This is a genomic window from Kurthia senegalensis, assembly GCF_000285595.1.
GTDB classification, from domain to species: Bacteria; Bacillota; Bacilli; order Bacillales_A; family Planococcaceae; genus Kurthia; species Kurthia senegalensis.
In genome coordinates this window covers 228147-244699 of sequence record NZ_HE611064.1, presented here as the reverse complement: position 1 = coordinate 244699, position 16553 = coordinate 228147, and the positions used below count along the sequence as shown (strand labels likewise).

Annotated in this window: 15 protein-coding genes and 1 other annotated feature; of the genes, 12 read left to right on the top strand and 3 right to left on the bottom strand. The window is 37.0% G+C overall.

Annotation, left to right across the window (positions count from 1 at the left end):
- Positions 1-219: 219 nt before the first annotated feature.
- The 4 genes from KSHG_RS01580 (at position 220) to KSHG_RS01550 (ending at position 6389) form a co-directional block, all read left to right on the top strand.
- Complete coding sequence (locus KSHG_RS01580; protein WP_010300836.1) at positions 220-3009, top strand: 2-oxoglutarate dehydrogenase E1 component; 2790 nt, start codon at positions 220-222, stop codon at positions 3007-3009.
- Positions 3010-3041: 32 nt separating this feature from the next.
- Positions 3042-4310: a 2-oxoglutarate dehydrogenase complex dihydrolipoyllysine-residue succinyltransferase gene (gene odhB, locus KSHG_RS01575; protein ID WP_010300832.1), complete on the top strand. Its 1269-nt coding sequence runs from the start codon at positions 3042-3044 to the stop codon at positions 4308-4310.
- A 579-nt stretch (positions 4311-4889) separates the two neighbouring features.
- On the top strand, positions 4890-5357 hold the full coding sequence (locus KSHG_RS01565) for a hypothetical protein (protein WP_010300829.1): 468 nt from the start codon (positions 4890-4892) through the stop codon (positions 5355-5357).
- 555 nt (positions 5358-5912) lie between these two features.
- Positions 5913-6389: a hypothetical protein gene (locus KSHG_RS01550; protein WP_010300818.1), complete on the top strand. Its 477-nt coding sequence runs from the start codon at positions 5913-5915 to the stop codon at positions 6387-6389.
- Between the two features lie 318 nt (positions 6390-6707).
- Here KSHG_RS01550 and KSHG_RS01540 read toward each other — a convergent pair whose 3' ends face one another.
- Entirely contained in the window at positions 6708-7469 is a 762-nt protein-coding gene (locus KSHG_RS01540; protein WP_010300816.1) for a glucose 1-dehydrogenase, read from the bottom strand.
- 128 nt (positions 7470-7597) lie between these two features.
- On the opposite strand from KSHG_RS01540, the gene KSHG_RS15865 reads away from it, so the two are divergent.
- Complete coding sequence (locus tag KSHG_RS15865) at positions 7598-7942, top strand: hypothetical protein (protein WP_010300814.1); 345 nt, start codon at positions 7598-7600, stop codon at positions 7940-7942.
- Between the two features lie 55 nt (positions 7943-7997).
- On the opposite strand, the gene KSHG_RS01530 is transcribed toward KSHG_RS15865, so the two are convergent.
- Positions 7998-8303 (bottom strand): excalibur calcium-binding domain-containing protein, encoded by a 306-nt coding sequence (locus KSHG_RS01530; protein WP_010300813.1) that lies wholly within the window; start codon positions 8301-8303, stop codon positions 7998-8000.
- 104 nt (positions 8304-8407) lie between these two features.
- The gene (locus KSHG_RS15860) at positions 8408-9115 is read right to left on the bottom strand and encodes a 3'-5' exonuclease (RefSeq protein WP_010300811.1); all 708 of its coding nucleotides are present in this window, start codon (positions 9113-9115) and stop codon (positions 8408-8410) included.
- Between the two features lie 209 nt (positions 9116-9324).
- Between KSHG_RS15860 and KSHG_RS01520 the strand changes: the two genes are divergently transcribed.
- From KSHG_RS01520 to KSHG_RS01490, 7 genes are all read left to right on the top strand, one after another.
- Positions 9325-9762: a Dps family protein gene (locus KSHG_RS01520; protein WP_010300809.1), complete on the top strand. Its 438-nt coding sequence runs from the start codon at positions 9325-9327 to the stop codon at positions 9760-9762.
- 431 nt (positions 9763-10193) lie between these two features.
- Complete coding sequence (locus KSHG_RS01515) at positions 10194-10373, top strand: hypothetical protein (protein ID WP_026022472.1); 180 nt, start codon at positions 10194-10196, stop codon at positions 10371-10373.
- Positions 10374-10483: 110 nt separating this feature from the next.
- Positions 10484-11260: an ABC transporter ATP-binding protein gene (locus KSHG_RS01510; protein WP_010300807.1), complete on the top strand. Its 777-nt coding sequence runs from the start codon at positions 10484-10486 to the stop codon at positions 11258-11260.
- Positions 11261-11321: 61 nt separating this feature from the next.
- Positions 11322-11538: a binding site (T-box leader), on the top strand.
- Positions 11539-11586: 48 nt separating this feature from the next.
- Positions 11587-13155: a 2-isopropylmalate synthase gene (locus KSHG_RS01505; RefSeq protein ID WP_010300805.1), complete on the top strand. Its 1569-nt coding sequence runs from the start codon at positions 11587-11589 to the stop codon at positions 13153-13155.
- A gap of 161 nt (positions 13156-13316) precedes the next feature.
- Positions 13317-14147 (top strand): HNH endonuclease, encoded by an 831-nt coding sequence (locus KSHG_RS01500; protein WP_235728330.1) that lies wholly within the window; start codon positions 13317-13319, stop codon positions 14145-14147.
- A 573-nt stretch (positions 14148-14720) separates the two neighbouring features.
- Positions 14721-16319: a (2,3-dihydroxybenzoyl)adenylate synthase gene (locus tag KSHG_RS01495; protein ID WP_010300797.1), complete on the top strand. Its 1599-nt coding sequence runs from the start codon at positions 14721-14723 to the stop codon at positions 16317-16319.
- Positions 16320-16330: 11 nt separating this feature from the next.
- Complete coding sequence (locus KSHG_RS01490; RefSeq protein WP_010300794.1) at positions 16331-16546, top strand: phosphopantetheine-binding protein; 216 nt, start codon at positions 16331-16333, stop codon at positions 16544-16546.
- Positions 16547-16553 lie beyond the last annotated feature (7 nt).

Sequence of the window (16553 nt, the reverse complement as noted above, 5' to 3'; positions counted from 1 at the left end):
TGATTTTCAATCGAAATATGTCGTTTTAGATGAAATATGCTAGTTTTGATTAAAATTATTGAATTTTTGAAGGATAGTAGTAAGATTGAATGTGTGAAAGCGTTTTTCTAAAGGTGGGTATGTTATGCCCATTTTTAGAAAAATAGTAAAAATAACTTATAGTGCATCTTTAATTTATGATTATGGTGCTACTTACGCAAATTAGTTGGAGGTAATCCCATGACAAACAGCAACCCATGGTCTGCATTCTCAGGTCCCAACCTTGGATATGTAATGGATATGTATGATCTTTACTTAACTTCACCTGAAGAAGTAGAAGCAGATCTAGTCGCTTTATTTGAACAATACGGTGCACCTGTAGATACAGCAGCAACTGCTTCTACTGGCGCAGCAGTAAATACTGGCGACGTACAAAAAGTTTTAGCAGCGGTACAATTAGCAGACGCAATCCGTCAACACGGACATTTAGCAGCTGATATTTACCCATTGCACAACCAAAACTTAGATTCATCTAGTATCGAATTAAGCAATTTCAACCTTTCAGAATCTGATTTAATCGAAGTTCCGGCTTCAGTATTATTAAAAACAGTTCCTGCAAATGTAAAAAATGGCTTAGATGCAATTAACTACCTTAAAGGCATTTACACGAATAAAATCGCTTACGAATTCAACCAAGTTGTCGCGAAAGACGAACGCGAATGGATTCAATCTAAAATTGAAAGTGGCGCTTTAAACGCTCCATTATCAACAGATGATAAAAAAGCTGTTTTAAACATGTTAAACAAAGTTGAAGGTTTCGAACAATTCTTACACAAAACTTTCGTTGGTGTGAAACGTTTCTCAATCGAAGGCGTAGACGCTTTAGTCGTATTAATTGAAGAAATCATTAACGGTTCTGAAGCAAAAGGTGTTAAAAACATTCAAATCGGTATGGCTCACCGTGGTCGTTTAAATGTGTTAACTCACAACGTTCACAAACCATACAAAATGATGCTTTCTGACTTTGCTCACGTTCCATCTGAATTATTCGTTCCTGAAGACGGTTCTTTAATCGTTACTAAAGGGTGGTCTAATGATGCGAAATATCACTTAGGTGCTACTTACAAATCACCAAAAGGTACGACAATCGGTCTTGCTTATAACCCTTCTCACTTAGAAGTAGTAAGCCCAGTCGTTACAGGACAAACTCGTGCAGCGCAAGATGATACAACAAAACCAGGTGCTCCAGTACAAGATGCTTCTAAAGCATTGGCTATTTTAGTACACGGTGACGCGGCATTCGCTGGTCAAGGTGTTGTGACAGAAACATTGAACTACTCTCGTACGAAAGGTTTCGGTACAGGCGGTTCAATTCATATTATTGCAAATAACATGATCGGTTTCACTACTGAACGTTTCGATTCTCGTTCTACAGTTTACTCTTCAGATCCTGCTAAAGGTTATGAAGTACCAGTAATCCACGTAAACGCTGACGAACCAGAAGCAGTTGTACAAGTTGCACGCTTCGCAGTAGAATACCGTGAAACATTCGGTAAAGACATTTTAGTAGATTTAATCGGTTACCGCCGCTATGGTCATAATGAAATGGATGAACCAATGATTACAAACCCAGCTATGTACAACATCGTACACAAACACGATACAGTACGTGCTTTATACGGCAAACAATTAGTTACTGAAGGCGTTGTAACAGACGAATATGTAGCACAATTGCAAAAAGATATTAAAGCTGAATTACAAGCTGACCTTGACTATATTAAAGAACAAGGTGCTGGCAAACATTCAGAATTGACAATGCCTGATGCTGTAGCAAATGGTTTCGAATTAGTCGAAACTGGCGTAGAAAAAGAACGCCTTGAAAAAATGAATGAAGAACTTCTTACATTCCCTGAAGATTTCCACGTCTTCAAAAAATTAAACAAAATCTTGAACCGTCGCCGCGATCCTTTCCAAGGAAAAGGTAAAATCGACTGGGGTCATGCTGAAACATTAGCTTTCGGTTCAATTATCCAAGACGGTAAACCAGTACGTATTACAGGTCAAGATGCTCAACGTGGTACATTCTCTCAACGTCACCTTGTTCTACATGATGAACAAAACGGCAACGAATATACTCCACTTCATGGTATCTCAGGTGCGAATGCTTCATTCACAGCAATCAATAGCCCATTATCTGAAGCAGCAATCGTTGGTTACGAATACGGTTATAACTTACAAAATGAAAATGCTCTTACAATTTGGGAAGCACAATACGGTGACTTCGCAAACATGGCACAAGTGATGTTCGATAATTTTATCTCAGCTACTCGCTCTAAATGGGGCGTACGTTCAGGTATCGTCTTATCATTACCACACTCTGCAGAGGGTCAAGGTTCAGAACATACATCTGCTCGTTTAGAACGTTTCTTACAATTATCAGCTGAAAATAACTGGACAGTTGTCATGCTTTCAAGCGCTGCAAACTACTTCCACTTATTACGTCAACAAGCTGCTATTCTTGGCACCGATGAAGTTCGTCCATTAGTTATGATGTCTCCTAAATCGCTTTTACGTAACCAAATCGTAGCTGCTGATGTAGAAGAATTAACTTCTGGTAAATTCCAAACAATCATCGAACACCCAACTACAGGTAAAAACGTTGATGCTGTGGAAAATATCGTTCTTGCTTCTGGTAAAATGGCAATCGATCTTGCAGAAAAAATTGGCGATGGCGAAGGATTCGACCACGTACACCTTGTACGCGTTGAACAACTTTACCCATTCCCAGAAAAAGAAATTGCAGACGTATTCGCTAAATTCCCGAATGCTAAAACAATTAAATGGGCTCAAGAAGAACCACAAAACATGGGTTCTTGGTTCTTTGCAGATCCATACTTACGCGAGCTAGCAACAGACGCTCAAGAAGTGAAATACATTGGTCGTCCAGCATTATCTTCTCCAGCAGAAGGCGATGCAGACACATACAAACAAGCACAAGCAATCGTAATTGCAGATGCATTATCTAAATAATTTTCGGCAAAGCCGAATAGGAGGAAATTAAAGTGGCAGATATTATCGTACCAGAATTAGCAGAGTCTATCACAGAAGGTGAAATCGTACGTTGGGTTAAAAACGTAGGTGACACTGTAGAAAAAGGCGAATTCATCGTTGAATTAGAAACAGATAAAGTAAATGCTGAAATCATTTCAGAAGAAGCAGGCGTACTTGTAGAAGTATTAGCTTCAGAAGGTGACGTAGTTGAAGTTGGCGCTGTAATCGCACGCGTTGATCCAAACGGTACTGCTTCAGCACCAGCCGCTGCTCCAGCGAAAGAAGAAGCACCAGCTGCTGCTCCAGCACCAGCAAAAGAAGAAGCTCCTAAAGCTGCTCCAGCACCAGTTGCTCCAGTAGTAGAAGAAACAACTTCTAACGGTCGCGTAATCGCTTCACCAGCTGCTCGTAAATTAGCTCGTGAAAAAGGTATCGACCTTGGCGCAATCAACCCAGTTGATCCTCAAGGACGCGTACGCGTACAAGACGTAGCTGCTTACAACCCAGCTGCACAACAAGCTTCAGCACCAGCTGCTGCACCTGCAAAAGCTGCTGCTCCAGCGAAAGCTGCAGACGAATCACGCGTTGAAGTTGTGAAAATGACTCGCCGTCAAAAAACTGCTGCTAGCCGTTTACTAGAAGTATCTCAAGGTACTGCAATGCTTACTACATTCAACGAAATCGACATGACAAATGTTATGGCTCTTCGTAAACGTAAAAAAGATGCATTCATTGAAAAACATAACGGTACAAAACTTGGCTTCATGTCATTCTTCACAAAAGCTGTAACTGCTGCACTTAAAGCATACCCAGCTGTAAACGCTAAAATCGTTGGCGACGAAATCCACTACAACAAATTCTTTGATGTAGGTATCGCAGTTGCAACTCCAGACGGTTTAGTAGTACCAAACGTTCGTGATACTGAACGTAAAAACTTCGCTGAAATCGAAGGCGACATCGCTGATTTAGCTGTTAAAGCACGTAACAAAAAATTAGCTTTATCTGACCTTGAAGGTGGTTCATTCACAATCACTAACGGCGGTGTATTCGGTTCATTAATGTCTACTCCAATCATCAACGGTGACCAAGCTGCAATCCTTGGTATGCACAACATCGTACAACGTCCAATCGCTGTAAACGGCGAAGTGGAAGTACGCCCAATGATGTACGTAGCACTTTCTTATGACCACCGTATTATTAACGGTAAAGAATCTGTTGGATTCCTTAAAATGGTTAAAGAATTAATCGAAAACCCAGAAGATTTATTATTAGAAGCTTAATAACTGCCGACGGACGGAGGTTGGTTAAGCCTTGCAAACACGACGTTTGCGAACTTGGCTTGACTTCCTTACAGAAAGCGTTTGAAGCACTCTAAAATGAATATAAAAAAGAAAGCCTCCGAGAAATCGGGGGCTTTTTTTGTGCCTATTTTTTGTTTTTGACTACATTTTGACTATAAGAGCTATTTTCTTCTAAGTACTCTACGAGAAGATCCGTTGTTTTTTTCACTTGTTCTGTAGTCACGTGTGTGTAGATGTTCATTGTCGTTTCAATATGAGTTGATTAATGAAAATAGTAGATTCGATATTTTATTGGCACTAGTATCATATATCGTTGTAATATGGAGAGTATATAAGAATTTGTATATTGTAAAAGAAGTAATTAAAAAATAATAACAATTGGGAGCGTGGCAGTAACAGGTTTTCTAATTTGATTCCAATTGAAAACAATCTACATAAGTTTTTGAAAAATTATTTAGAAAACTATTAAGTTTATAAGCTCAAGGGGGATTATGATGGAAATGAATTCTAAAAAATATATTGAAAAAATTTTTGACAGCATAAAAAAAGCGTCAAGAAATGGGTTTTTTTTATAGAGACTCCCCGGAAGATGGATTGATCTTATCCAAGCATATAATAAATTCGCCATTGAAAAAAGAAAATGATTTAGTGAAAGTTAACGATAAGGAATTACCGTTAGATTATATTTGTTTTTTAAAATTAAGCGATGGTATGTCTTTATTTATTGATGAAGATGAGCAGAGACCTCAATTTCATTTGTATTCTTTAGATTATGCTTTAAAGAATCATGAGGATTTTTCAAATGGAGATTTATTTGCAGTTGGAGAATATCTAGATAACGGTGAGTTATTTATTGATTTAAGTACTTCTAAAGATGAATTGTATTGTTTAGAATTATCTGACGGGGAAAGATTTGAATATTCTTTTCAGGAATGGTTAAATAAATTAATTATTTGCCAGGGCTATGAATTTTGGAATTTTAATTTAGAATTTCAAATGTATGAACCTATTTTTGAAGAAGATTAAAAACTTAAGTAAATGAAACCAAGGAGGCGAAATACTAATGAAATTAGTATTTGAAATTGAACCGTATGAAGACATGTTAGACGAACCATTCACGACTAAAAGTTATTTGCTAGATAGAATCAATATATTCGTGCTTGAGAACAATAAGCGGGAGGAATTGTGTACATCTACTTTCAATGGCTCTATTTTGCTAGACATGGCCGAGGGATTGATTGAACTGTTATGAACAGAAAGAAAAAACTTTACAGTTGAAATGTATGAAAGTACATACGAATATACATTCACATATTTTCAAAAACTACTAACGATTACGCGTTATGAAGGATACAACGGAGAAACAATAGAAATGTTGAAGTGTCGTTTTGAAGATTTCGTAGAAGCGTTTGTGAAAGAATATGAGAAATATCACAAGTATATTTTAAAACATGATTCTCGCGCATTTGAAAATAAACATTATTGTATGATGAGAGATCAAATAAACATTTTAAATAATTATTTGAAAAAATTAATTTAAAAACCGCTAAATTCGGTAAGAAGAAAAAAGGAGTTATGCTTATGAAAATGAAATTTGAAGTTGAACAAGACGAAGAGTTAGCTAAGCTTCCTTTCAATGTAAATACTTATTTTGAATATAGAATGAATATTTTTATTTTTCCAAATGGGCATAGGGAAGAATTTTGCACATCCACTTTTAGTGCATCGATTTTACTGGATATGGCGAAAGGGTTAATTGACATATATGAGCAAACAGATAGGGATTTTACGGTTGAAATGTTTGAGAGTACGTACGAGTATACATTTACGTATTTTCAAAAGTTATTGACTGTTACGCGCTATGAAGGATACAACGGAGAAACGATCGAAGTACTAAAATGTCGTTTTGAAGACTTTGTAGAAGCGTTTGTAAAAGAGTATAAAAATTATCATACGTATATTTTAAAAAATGATGCGCATGCATTTAAAGATGAATATTATTGTATGATGAGAGATCAAATAAACCAATTACATAATTACTTGAATAAAACGATTTAAAAAGCAATGTCTTTCACTATACGGTGAAGGGCATTGCTTCTCTTATACATATTGTTGGATCGTTTCAGCGAGTATTTTGATTGCCTTTTCCATTTTTTCGAACGTAGCGTAGGCATACGATAGTCTTAAATGATGAAGGTCGTTCGGCATGTAGACGTAGCCGGGGCACATATGAAGAAAATTAAGAATCAAGAAAAAGTGATGACCTTCTTTAATAAATGTGCTGCTTTGTTCATTTTTAGTATGGCACTTTATATTGCCTTCAATCTTTTTAAATAAAAAAAGTGAAGCCGCTTCACGACTTCACTTTCAATTCAGTTAGTATGCTGACCAACCACCATCAGCGGCAAGTACGACACCGTTTACATACGATGATTCGTCACTCGCTAAAAATAGTGCGATGTTGGCGATTTCTTCGGGTTGTGCGACGCGATGCATTAAGCCTTTCACACCACGAACAGACTGTGTTAAACCGAACATATCGTAACCGTCTGTAGATTGTGTCATGCCCGTATCAACTTGCGCAGGAGCAATCGCATTACAGCGAATGCCGAGTGGACCGTAATGAGAGGCCACGTTTTTCGTCATACCAGCTACGGCATGTTTAGCTGCTGTGTATGTGAAACCACCACGACCACCTTGTAAGCCAGAAATAGAAGCTAAGTTAATAATTGTGCCGCTTTTTTGCTCTTGGAAATAAGGTAATACTTTACGTACACCACGCATAACGCCACCGACATTAATGTCCATTACGCGATTCCAAATAGCATCTTCTACATTATGTGCAGCTTGCATATTATCAAGTACACCTGCACAGTTAACTAAAATGTCCACGCGACCGTAATGGGCAATCGTATCATCGACCATACGTTGGATATCTTCTTCATTTGCTACGTTCACTTTGACACCAAATGCGTCTTTTTGATCCGCTTTAAACGCTTCAACTGTTGCATGAAGTGCTTCTTCGTTAAAGTCCGCAATGACAACTTTCGCACCTTCAGCTGCATATTTTGTTGCGATTGCTTTCCCAATACCACTTGCAGAGCCTGTAATAATGGCTACTTTGTTTTCTAATCTCATTAAAATCACACCTTTCAATCGAAGTATACCATAAAAGTTCGGAGGCGAACTATTGAAACGTAGTAGATTCATTTAGTTGATGAGTGTATGATTGGTAAAGAAAATTTTATAAAGGGGATTGAGTACATATGGAAAAAGAAACATATGATGATTTACACATATATGGACAAAAAGATTGGCACGATGAAGCGATAATTGTTGGCAATCGTCAAGCATTAGAAAAGTTAAAACAGTTAATTGAATTAGCGTTAGAAAAAGGGGATGGCATGCATCATTTTTGGCCAAATGATCGAGAGTGCTATGAATTATACGTATCTTGTCAAGACGATCAAACGATGGAAAAGCTGACTGTACCTTATACAGAAGCTGCATTTGCATCGAAAAATAATGCAGTGGAGCCATATGATGTTTTAGGCGAAAAAGTACCGAAACTCTGGAAACACTTAGAAATGAAACAAAGAGAATCGAAATGAATGCGAAAAAGCAGCAAACACAAAAATGTTTGCTGCTTTTTATGTACGAATTGTATTATTTCTCGCACGCAACACCATCTTTATCGCGGTCCAATTTTGAGTTGTATTTCATCGCTTTCGAGTAAATCGAAGCAGAAACTTTGGCATTCGTTGAGCGATAAGTTACTTTGCCAGAACGACTTGTTACCTTATTTTTAATACTTGCTGCTTTTCGAACACCAGCAGGGTACGATTTGTTGAATGTTTTACAGTTCGTATAAATATTTGCTGCCTCAGCTTCTTTGACAGGTGCACTTGTCGTTGAAAATAAGGTTGCACCAAAAATGAAATATGACATACTGATTTTTGCGATTTTGTTCAAAATAGACACCTCTTCACTTTATATAAGTATAAATATACATTTAAAAAGTAAAAATTGAAAAAATAGTAAAATATACTTTTGTATAATGGTTAAAAGAGCATATTTCATGTTTGCTGGCGTAGTAAAGCTTCTCGATAACAGTATTCGTATAATTTTCCCGTTACTTCACAATCTGCAAGCGCTTCGTGAGAGGCTACGTGCTGCATGTTGAAAAATTGTTTGAACGTAGGAAGTTTATAATTGGGTACGTTTTTAATGTATTTCTTTGCTAAAGCCATCGTATCAATTACGTGGAATTGTTGTGGAGCTAATTGGCATTGGTCCATTTTTTCGATTAAAAATTTCATATCAAACGATGCATTGTGCGCAAGCAGTGTAGCATCACCTACAAATGTTAAAAATTCGGGCAACACACTATCAATCGTCGGCATATCCCAAACGTCTTCATTTTGTATCGATGTTAATTGTGTAATACGTTCCGGGATGGGACGCATCGGATTGATGAGTGTATTAAATTGAACAGTCGGCACGAAATTGACGTATCGAATCGCACCGATTTGAATAATTTGGTCGCGACGTGCTTGAAATCCGGTCGTTTCTAAATCAAAGACGATAAAGTCTTTCGGTAAGTGTGTCGGTTTTGAATACGTAGAAGGTTGCATGATTGGGTCGCTCGGCAATTTTATATTAATTCCTATTTTTTCATAGACGAAGTTGTTGACGATTTGGTCAAATTCAAAGTTTGACATATGTGGATACAGTTCTCGAAGTTGTTTTTTGACGGCTCGTATTTCAGCTTGAACATTTTCCAAGTCCTCATTTAGCAGATTAATCATTCCTTTCTTTTTACGTATTTCTAGTGTATAACGATTTATGCGTTAAAGAATAGTTTATTTTATTAAATAGAACTTTTTAGTCTATATAGAAACATACTACAATGCTATTAACAGATTAGAATAAAGATTAATTTAAAGCCAATTAGGGAATTGAGTATGTATAGAAGAAAAAGGAGTGGAGCTGTATGAGTAAAAAAGTTGTTAAATTATTGAATAAACAAGTAGCAGATTGGAATTTATTATACGTTAAACTACACAATTTCCATTGGTATGTGAAAGGGAGCGACTTTTTCACATTACATGCAAAGTTTGAAGAACTTTACACAGAAGCGGCAACACATATTGATGAGATTGCAGAACGTATTTTAGCAATCAAAGGGAAACCTGTTGCAACGATGAAAGAATTTTTAGCTTTAACGACGATTGATGAAGCAACATATGAAGAGGACTCTAAAAAAATGGTCGCAGCAATCGTTAAAGACTATGAAGGATTATTAAAAGATCTCACATCTGGCATGGAAATTGCGCAACAAGCAGACGATGAAATGACGTCAGATATGTTGTTAAGCATTCATACACAGCTCGAAAAACATGTTTGGATGTTAAAAGCCTTTTTAGGTTAGTTTCAAAAGCTATCTTTTTCCACGTTATGTGAAAAAAGATAGCTTTTTTGATCCTTTTCATTAATGGAAAGGATTTTTTAATATATAACAGTTTTCCCAAAAAACATATGTGTTATATATTAAAAAAAGTGCATTTTTTATTTTTTCAGAAAATATAAGGTTCCTTATTACATGGAGTCATAGTAATCGATTACAAAAAAATATCAAAAGAATTTTCAGAAAATAATTGATAAAAAGCGTTTTAAAGAGAAGAAAACGTTCACAATAAGCGAAAAAACGCTTAGTACATATGTATGTCACAAACGTCCAAAAAGCAAGCAAAAACAGTGGATTTTAAGAGGTAGCTCTTGTATGATGAAGATAACGAAAAGAACGATACATCCTAAATGACTAAGGATTTTAATACAGATTACAAGAGGAGAATAATACAGATGAACAATTCAATTCAACAATATGTAGAACAAATGGAAAGCCAATTATTAAATGATTTAACAATGAATGATGAAGCGGACTTATACGCGATTGCAACAGACTTAATCGAATCAGAAGAACAAGATATGATGGACATTTGCCAAGCTTACGAAGTTGTAAAACATAACTTAATCGGTTAATACATGAAAGAAGAACGATCTTTGGAACGCAAAGATCGTTCTTTTTTTGTTCATTGCTTTCTTATATGACTAGCAGTACGATGACGGTAGACATAAAGGGGGAATGGAAAATGGTTATTCATTTAAAAGACGTTTCATTAGTTCGTGGCGACGATCACATATTAAATCATGTTGATTGGCACGTAGAGGAAGGGGAACACTGGGCTGTATATGGTATGAACGGCGCGGGAAAAACAGCCTTACTCAACATGCTTTGTGCGTACTATTTCCCGACTTCTGGTGAAGTGGAAGTTTGCGGTAAAGTGTTTGGACAATCGGTACTCGGGGATGAATTAAGACGGAAAATTAGCATCGTTTCTGCAGGCGTACAAGATAAATTACATACGGACGACAATAGTTTTGAAATCGTCTTGAGCGGCGCTTTTGCATCGATTGGTTTATATGAAAAGCCGAGCGATGCGATGCGTGAAAAAGCAAAACGGATTTTACAGCAACTTGGTTCGTATGATTATGCGAATAAGCCGTACGCTCTTTTATCTCAGGGACAAAAGCAACGTGCTCTACTCGGACGTGCTTTAATGGCAGACCCCGAAGTTTTAATATTAGATGAACCAGCGACAGGTTTTGATTTTATCGCGCGAGAAGAATTGCTGGAAACAATCGAAAAAATGGCAGAAGCAGAAAATGGACCGACGCTATTGTATGTGACACATCATTTAAATGAAATACTGCCACAATTCACAAAAACATTGTTATTGAAACGTGGGCAAGTATTCCAAGCAGGAAATACGAAAGAGTTACTTACATCTGAAATTATGAGTGATTTTGTAGAGGTTCCAGTTGAAATAACGTGGCAAAATGAACGTCCGAACATATCGAAGATTTAATTTTCTGAATATTTATTGACAAAGCATTTGTAAATGCGTATGATAATAAAAACGCAATATATTACATGCTTTGAGTAGAAGTAGTAGAAAGAATTGAACATTTTAGAGAGCTAATGGTTGGTGGGAATTAGCATGTTACTCTTTCGAACTCGTCTAGGAGCAGCTAATGTGAAGAATAGTAGTATTAGTCGGGTAACGAACGTTATGACGTTTTAAGTTGGAGCAATATATTACATTGCTTAATTAGAGTGGTACCGCGAGCAAACCTCGTCTCTATATAGAGACGGGGTTTTTTATATTTTTTAACTAAAAAGGAGTGTTTGGCGATGACGAGAAAAATTTGGCTATTTGATACAACATTACGTGATGGAGAGCAAGTTCCGGGTGCAAAATTAAATATTTATGAAAAATTAGAGGTGGCACATCAATTAAAAAAATTACAAGTAGACATTATCGAAGCAGGTTTTCCGGCATCGTCTGAAGGCGACTTTCAATCGGTAAAACAAGTTGCTACACAAATCGGGAATACGAGCGACATTATGATTACCGCGTTAGCACGTGCTGTAAAAGGGGATATTGATGCGGTGTACAATGCGGTGAAATACGCAGAAAATCCAATGATTCATATGGTGCTCGGAACGTCTGATATACATGTGGAGAAAAAATTTAGTAAGTCGAAAGATCAAATTTTACAAATCGGAATCGATGCAGTGAAGTATGCAAAAACGCTCATGCCACAAGTTCAATATTCGACAGAAGATGCGAGTCGCTCAGACTTTGATTATTTATGGTCAACAATTGAAGCGGTCATAAAAGCGGGTGCAACGATGATTAACGTACCGGATACAGTCGGTTGGGCAGTACCAGAACAATTTGGAGAACTCGTTTATAAATTAAATGATCGAATTAAAAATATGAATCCAGACGTATTACTGAGCGTTCATTGTCATAATGATTTAGGAATGGCAACGGCGAATACACTGCAAGCGATTAAAAACGGGGCAGATAAAGTAGAATGTACGATTAACGGCATAGGAGAAAGAGCGGGAAATGCCGCATTAGAAGAAGTCGTGATGGCGCTTTCGACACGTGGAGATTATTACGATGCGCATACGACCATTAACAAAAAAGAAATTATGAATACGTCTAAAATTGTTTCGAGTTTAATGGGATTAGACGTACAAGTAAATAAAGCGATTACGGGAGACAATGCATTTGCCCATTCATCAGGTATTCACCAAGATGGGTTATTAAAGTCACGAGATGCGTATGAAATTATCCACCCGACAGAAATTGGGTTGGACGATATGGAGCTTGTCTTAACGGCACGTTCGGGGCGTCATGCTGTGCGTAATGCGATTCAAAACTTAACGATTGATATTACAGATGAACAATTCGAAGCAGTTTTCAAAGATTTCCTCGATTTAGCAGATGCGAAAAAAGAAGTGTATGATCACGATTTATTCATTCTCGTCGATAATTATTTACATCGTAACAATGAAGCGTCCTCATTTATGCAACAAGCAGAATCTTTTTACGTATTAGATGATTTACAAGTCATTAGTAATCCAATTTTTCCTTCAGCAACTGTCCAAGTTTCCAAAGGGGATCAAGTGCGGAAGGCGAGTACGGTAGGAACAGGGCCGATTGATGCACTATATACGGCATTAAATGAAGTGGTTGATTTAGACTTTGACGTAATGGAATATAAAATTTCTAGTGTAACGCGAGGGAAAGAGGCACTTGGGAAAGTGAAAATTCAAGTGAAGTACGAAGGAAAGACATACATTGCTAAAGCAACACATACAGACGTTATACGAGCAAGTGCGGAAGCGTATTTAAATGCAGTGAACACGATTTTAGTTGAACAAATTGTGCCGTCTACGATTTTTTAAAGATGGCTTGGTAGCAATAAAAGACAATGTATTCAATAGGATACATTGTCTTTTTTATGTACAATGTTAAACGTAGTGTCATACGTTTCTATTCATATCGTTAGTCATCGAGTACGTGCATCGTGTAAACTGAAGGTACAAATTTTAATGAGGGGGAATGGATGATGGATTTAGGTAAACGTCTCAGTAAAAAGGTTGGAAATGTAGTGGATCGTACGGTCAAAACAAGTGTGACACTCATTGGAAAAGGCATTCAGCAAACACCATTAAAAGGAACGGGCGATTGGGTAGAAGAATTAGCGCCACTTGCAGGGAAAGTTACGGGAAATACGGTGAAAGTTACAGGAGCTGTTATTGATGGTACGGTTACAGCGGGTGTTGGTCTTGCGAAAAAAGATGATGCAGCAGTAGACCGTGGCGTAGCAGATTTGAAGCATGCGGGAACGTATATCGTTAAAGATATAGGAAGCACGATTTCAACAGTTGCGAAAAATGGTGTAGAAGTCGTCAAAGGAGTTGCTTATAATGACCGTGAGCGAACAACGTCAGGTTTTAAAACATTAAGCAAAGCGGTCGTTGCCGGCTCTTCAGGTATGACAGAATATGATGCTTTTAAAAAAGAATCTTCAGAAGAAACGCCGATAGTTGCAACGAAACCACCTTTTGAAGCGACACCAGAAATCGAAAATTTCCCAACGTTTACTGTTTTTTATGAAGTGAATTTAATAGAATCACTTTACGGTGCAGAGACGCTTCAGCAAGTGAGTTATTGTAATAAAAAATTAGATGAAGCGTTGAAACAAGATGAGCAAATAGGGCGTGAGTTATCTTTAACGGAATTGGATCGAATCAATTTGTCTCACGGTATGACACCAGAACATTACGTGTGGCATCATGATGTTACATTAGGTCGTATGCAACTCGTTAGTGAGGAAGAACACGCATTAAAACCACATTCAAGCGCGAGCGTATTATGGAATGAACAAATGTAAATGAATAACGTAGTAAAAAACCAGTCTGACATTATGTCGGGCTGGTTTTTTGTGTTTGAAAGAATACCTAAAAAAGAATAGAAGGGCATGAAAATCGTGTCTACTACATCGTAAATGCTTAAAATAACTAGAAATTAAATGAAAAATAAAAATAGAAAGTCTTTTGATTTATAAAATGGAATAATTTTTAATTCAAAATACACAAGGTATTTATTTTTATTGAATATGGATTTTTATAATTTATAAAATGGATAAAAAACAAAATATAAATACGTTTTATCGGAATATTATACAAATGAGAATAAAAAATATGCACAAAATATTAGTTTGAATTCAAACTAAATTAGTGGACTGAATCGTTTTTTAAGCTATTATAAATCGTTTAAATCTCTTTTTGGACGTATATTTTCTATTTTTCGTATGTGAAAAGCCATTTCTTTTTCTTTTCGCTACTTTTAAGTAAAATGTATGAATTTTGATTAATGGCGTTGACCATTTTTAAAAAACGGGAATATACTGAAAGTGAACATAAATGAAAATGATTATCATTATCAGAAATAAAGGAGTGTTCACATGTTAGAAGGATATACAGCGTGGCCAAAAGAACGCGCTGCTTTTTATAAAGAACAAGGATGCTGGGAAGGTTATAGCATAGGGGATATGCTGCGAATGAAAGCTGTATTGTACCCTAATGCTGTTGCCGTGAAAGCATTTGATACAGAACGTACATATGCACAACTTGTCAAACGAAGTGAACAATTGGCAGTAGGATTTCAACAAATGGGCATTCAAAAAGAAGAACGAGTCGTCGTCCAATTACCGAATACAATCGCTTACGTCGAAACGATTTTTGCTTTGTTTTTCATTGGGGCATTACCTGTATTCGCCCTTCCATCACATCGATTGAATGAAATCTCATATTTTTGTCAGTTTTCAGAAGCGGTCGCTTATATTGGAGCGGCTACGTATCAAAATTTTTGTTATGAAAACATGATGGAAAAAGTGCAAGCTGTTTCTCCCAAATTGAAACATATTATTTTAACTGGAGAGACGAAGCAAACGCCTCTAGAATCGTTATATAAAGATGAGCCATTTCAAAAAGTAGACGTACGAGGTTCAGATGTCGCTTTCTTACAATTATCAGGTGGTACGACGGGATTATCTAAATTAATCCCTCGAACGCATGATGAATACATTTATACGTTAAAGAAAAGTGTGGAAATTTGTCAGGTGACAGCTAAAACGAGATTTTTAGTCGTCTTGCCAGTGGCGCACAATTATCCGATGAGTTCACCAGGTATTCTTGGCGTCTTTTACGCTGGCGGTACGGTAGTGATGAGTGATACACCAAGTGCGGATGAAGCATTTCCGCTTATTGAACGTGAAAAAATTACGATGGTTGCGCTCGTACCACCAATCGTGATTCAGTGGATGTTCGCTTTGAAATTCCGCACAGAAAATATTCATTCTTTAGAAGTCATGCTCGTTGGTGGAGCGAAGTTAAGTGAAGAGCTTGCGAGAAAAGTTATGCCGACTTTCGGCTGTAAGTTGCAGCAAGTGTTTGGTATGGCAGAAGGATTAGTAAACTATACGCATTTAGATGATGAAGAAGAGCGAATCGTTCGTACACAAGGAACACCGATTTCACCTTTTGATGAAATCAAAGTCGTCGATGCAGAAGACCGAGAGCTTCCCGTAAATACAGAAGGTTTTTTACTGACACGTGGACCGTATACGATTCAAGGATATTACAAAGCGGAAGAGCACAATAAAAAATCATTTACGCCAGACGGCTTTTACCGTACAGGAGACATCGTTCGTGTAGATGAAGCAGGTTATATTACGGTAACAGGTCGTGATAAAGACCAAATCAATCGTGGAGGCGAGAAAATCGCCGCAGAAGAAGTGGAAAATCATTTATTAGCACATGAAGGTGTATTTGATGTTGCGGTTGTCGCCATGCCAGATGCTTTTCTTGGAGAGAAAATATGTGCGTTTGTTATAAGGCAAGATGAAACGTTAGAAAAACGTCGTCTCATTACGTATCTAGAATCAAAAGGGTTAGCGACGTATAAAATTCCCGATCGCATCGAATGGATTGAAGCATTCCCAGAAACGGCTTTAGGTAAAGTAAATAAAAAACAATTACGTGTGATAATTCAAGAAAATTAGGAGTGTAAAAAATGACAGAACAACAATTTTTTCAAGTAATGAATGACTATGTAGATGGAAATGCACATGATTTAGCACGTGACGAATCACTTCAATATGCAGGGATGGATTCTATGCGCATGATGATGGTCGTCGAAGCTTTTCGTGCTGCAGGGAGCGATGTCACGTTTATGGAATTAGTTAAAAATCCAACGTTAGCACATTGGATGGAACGAATCGTTAAATAAGGAGGAA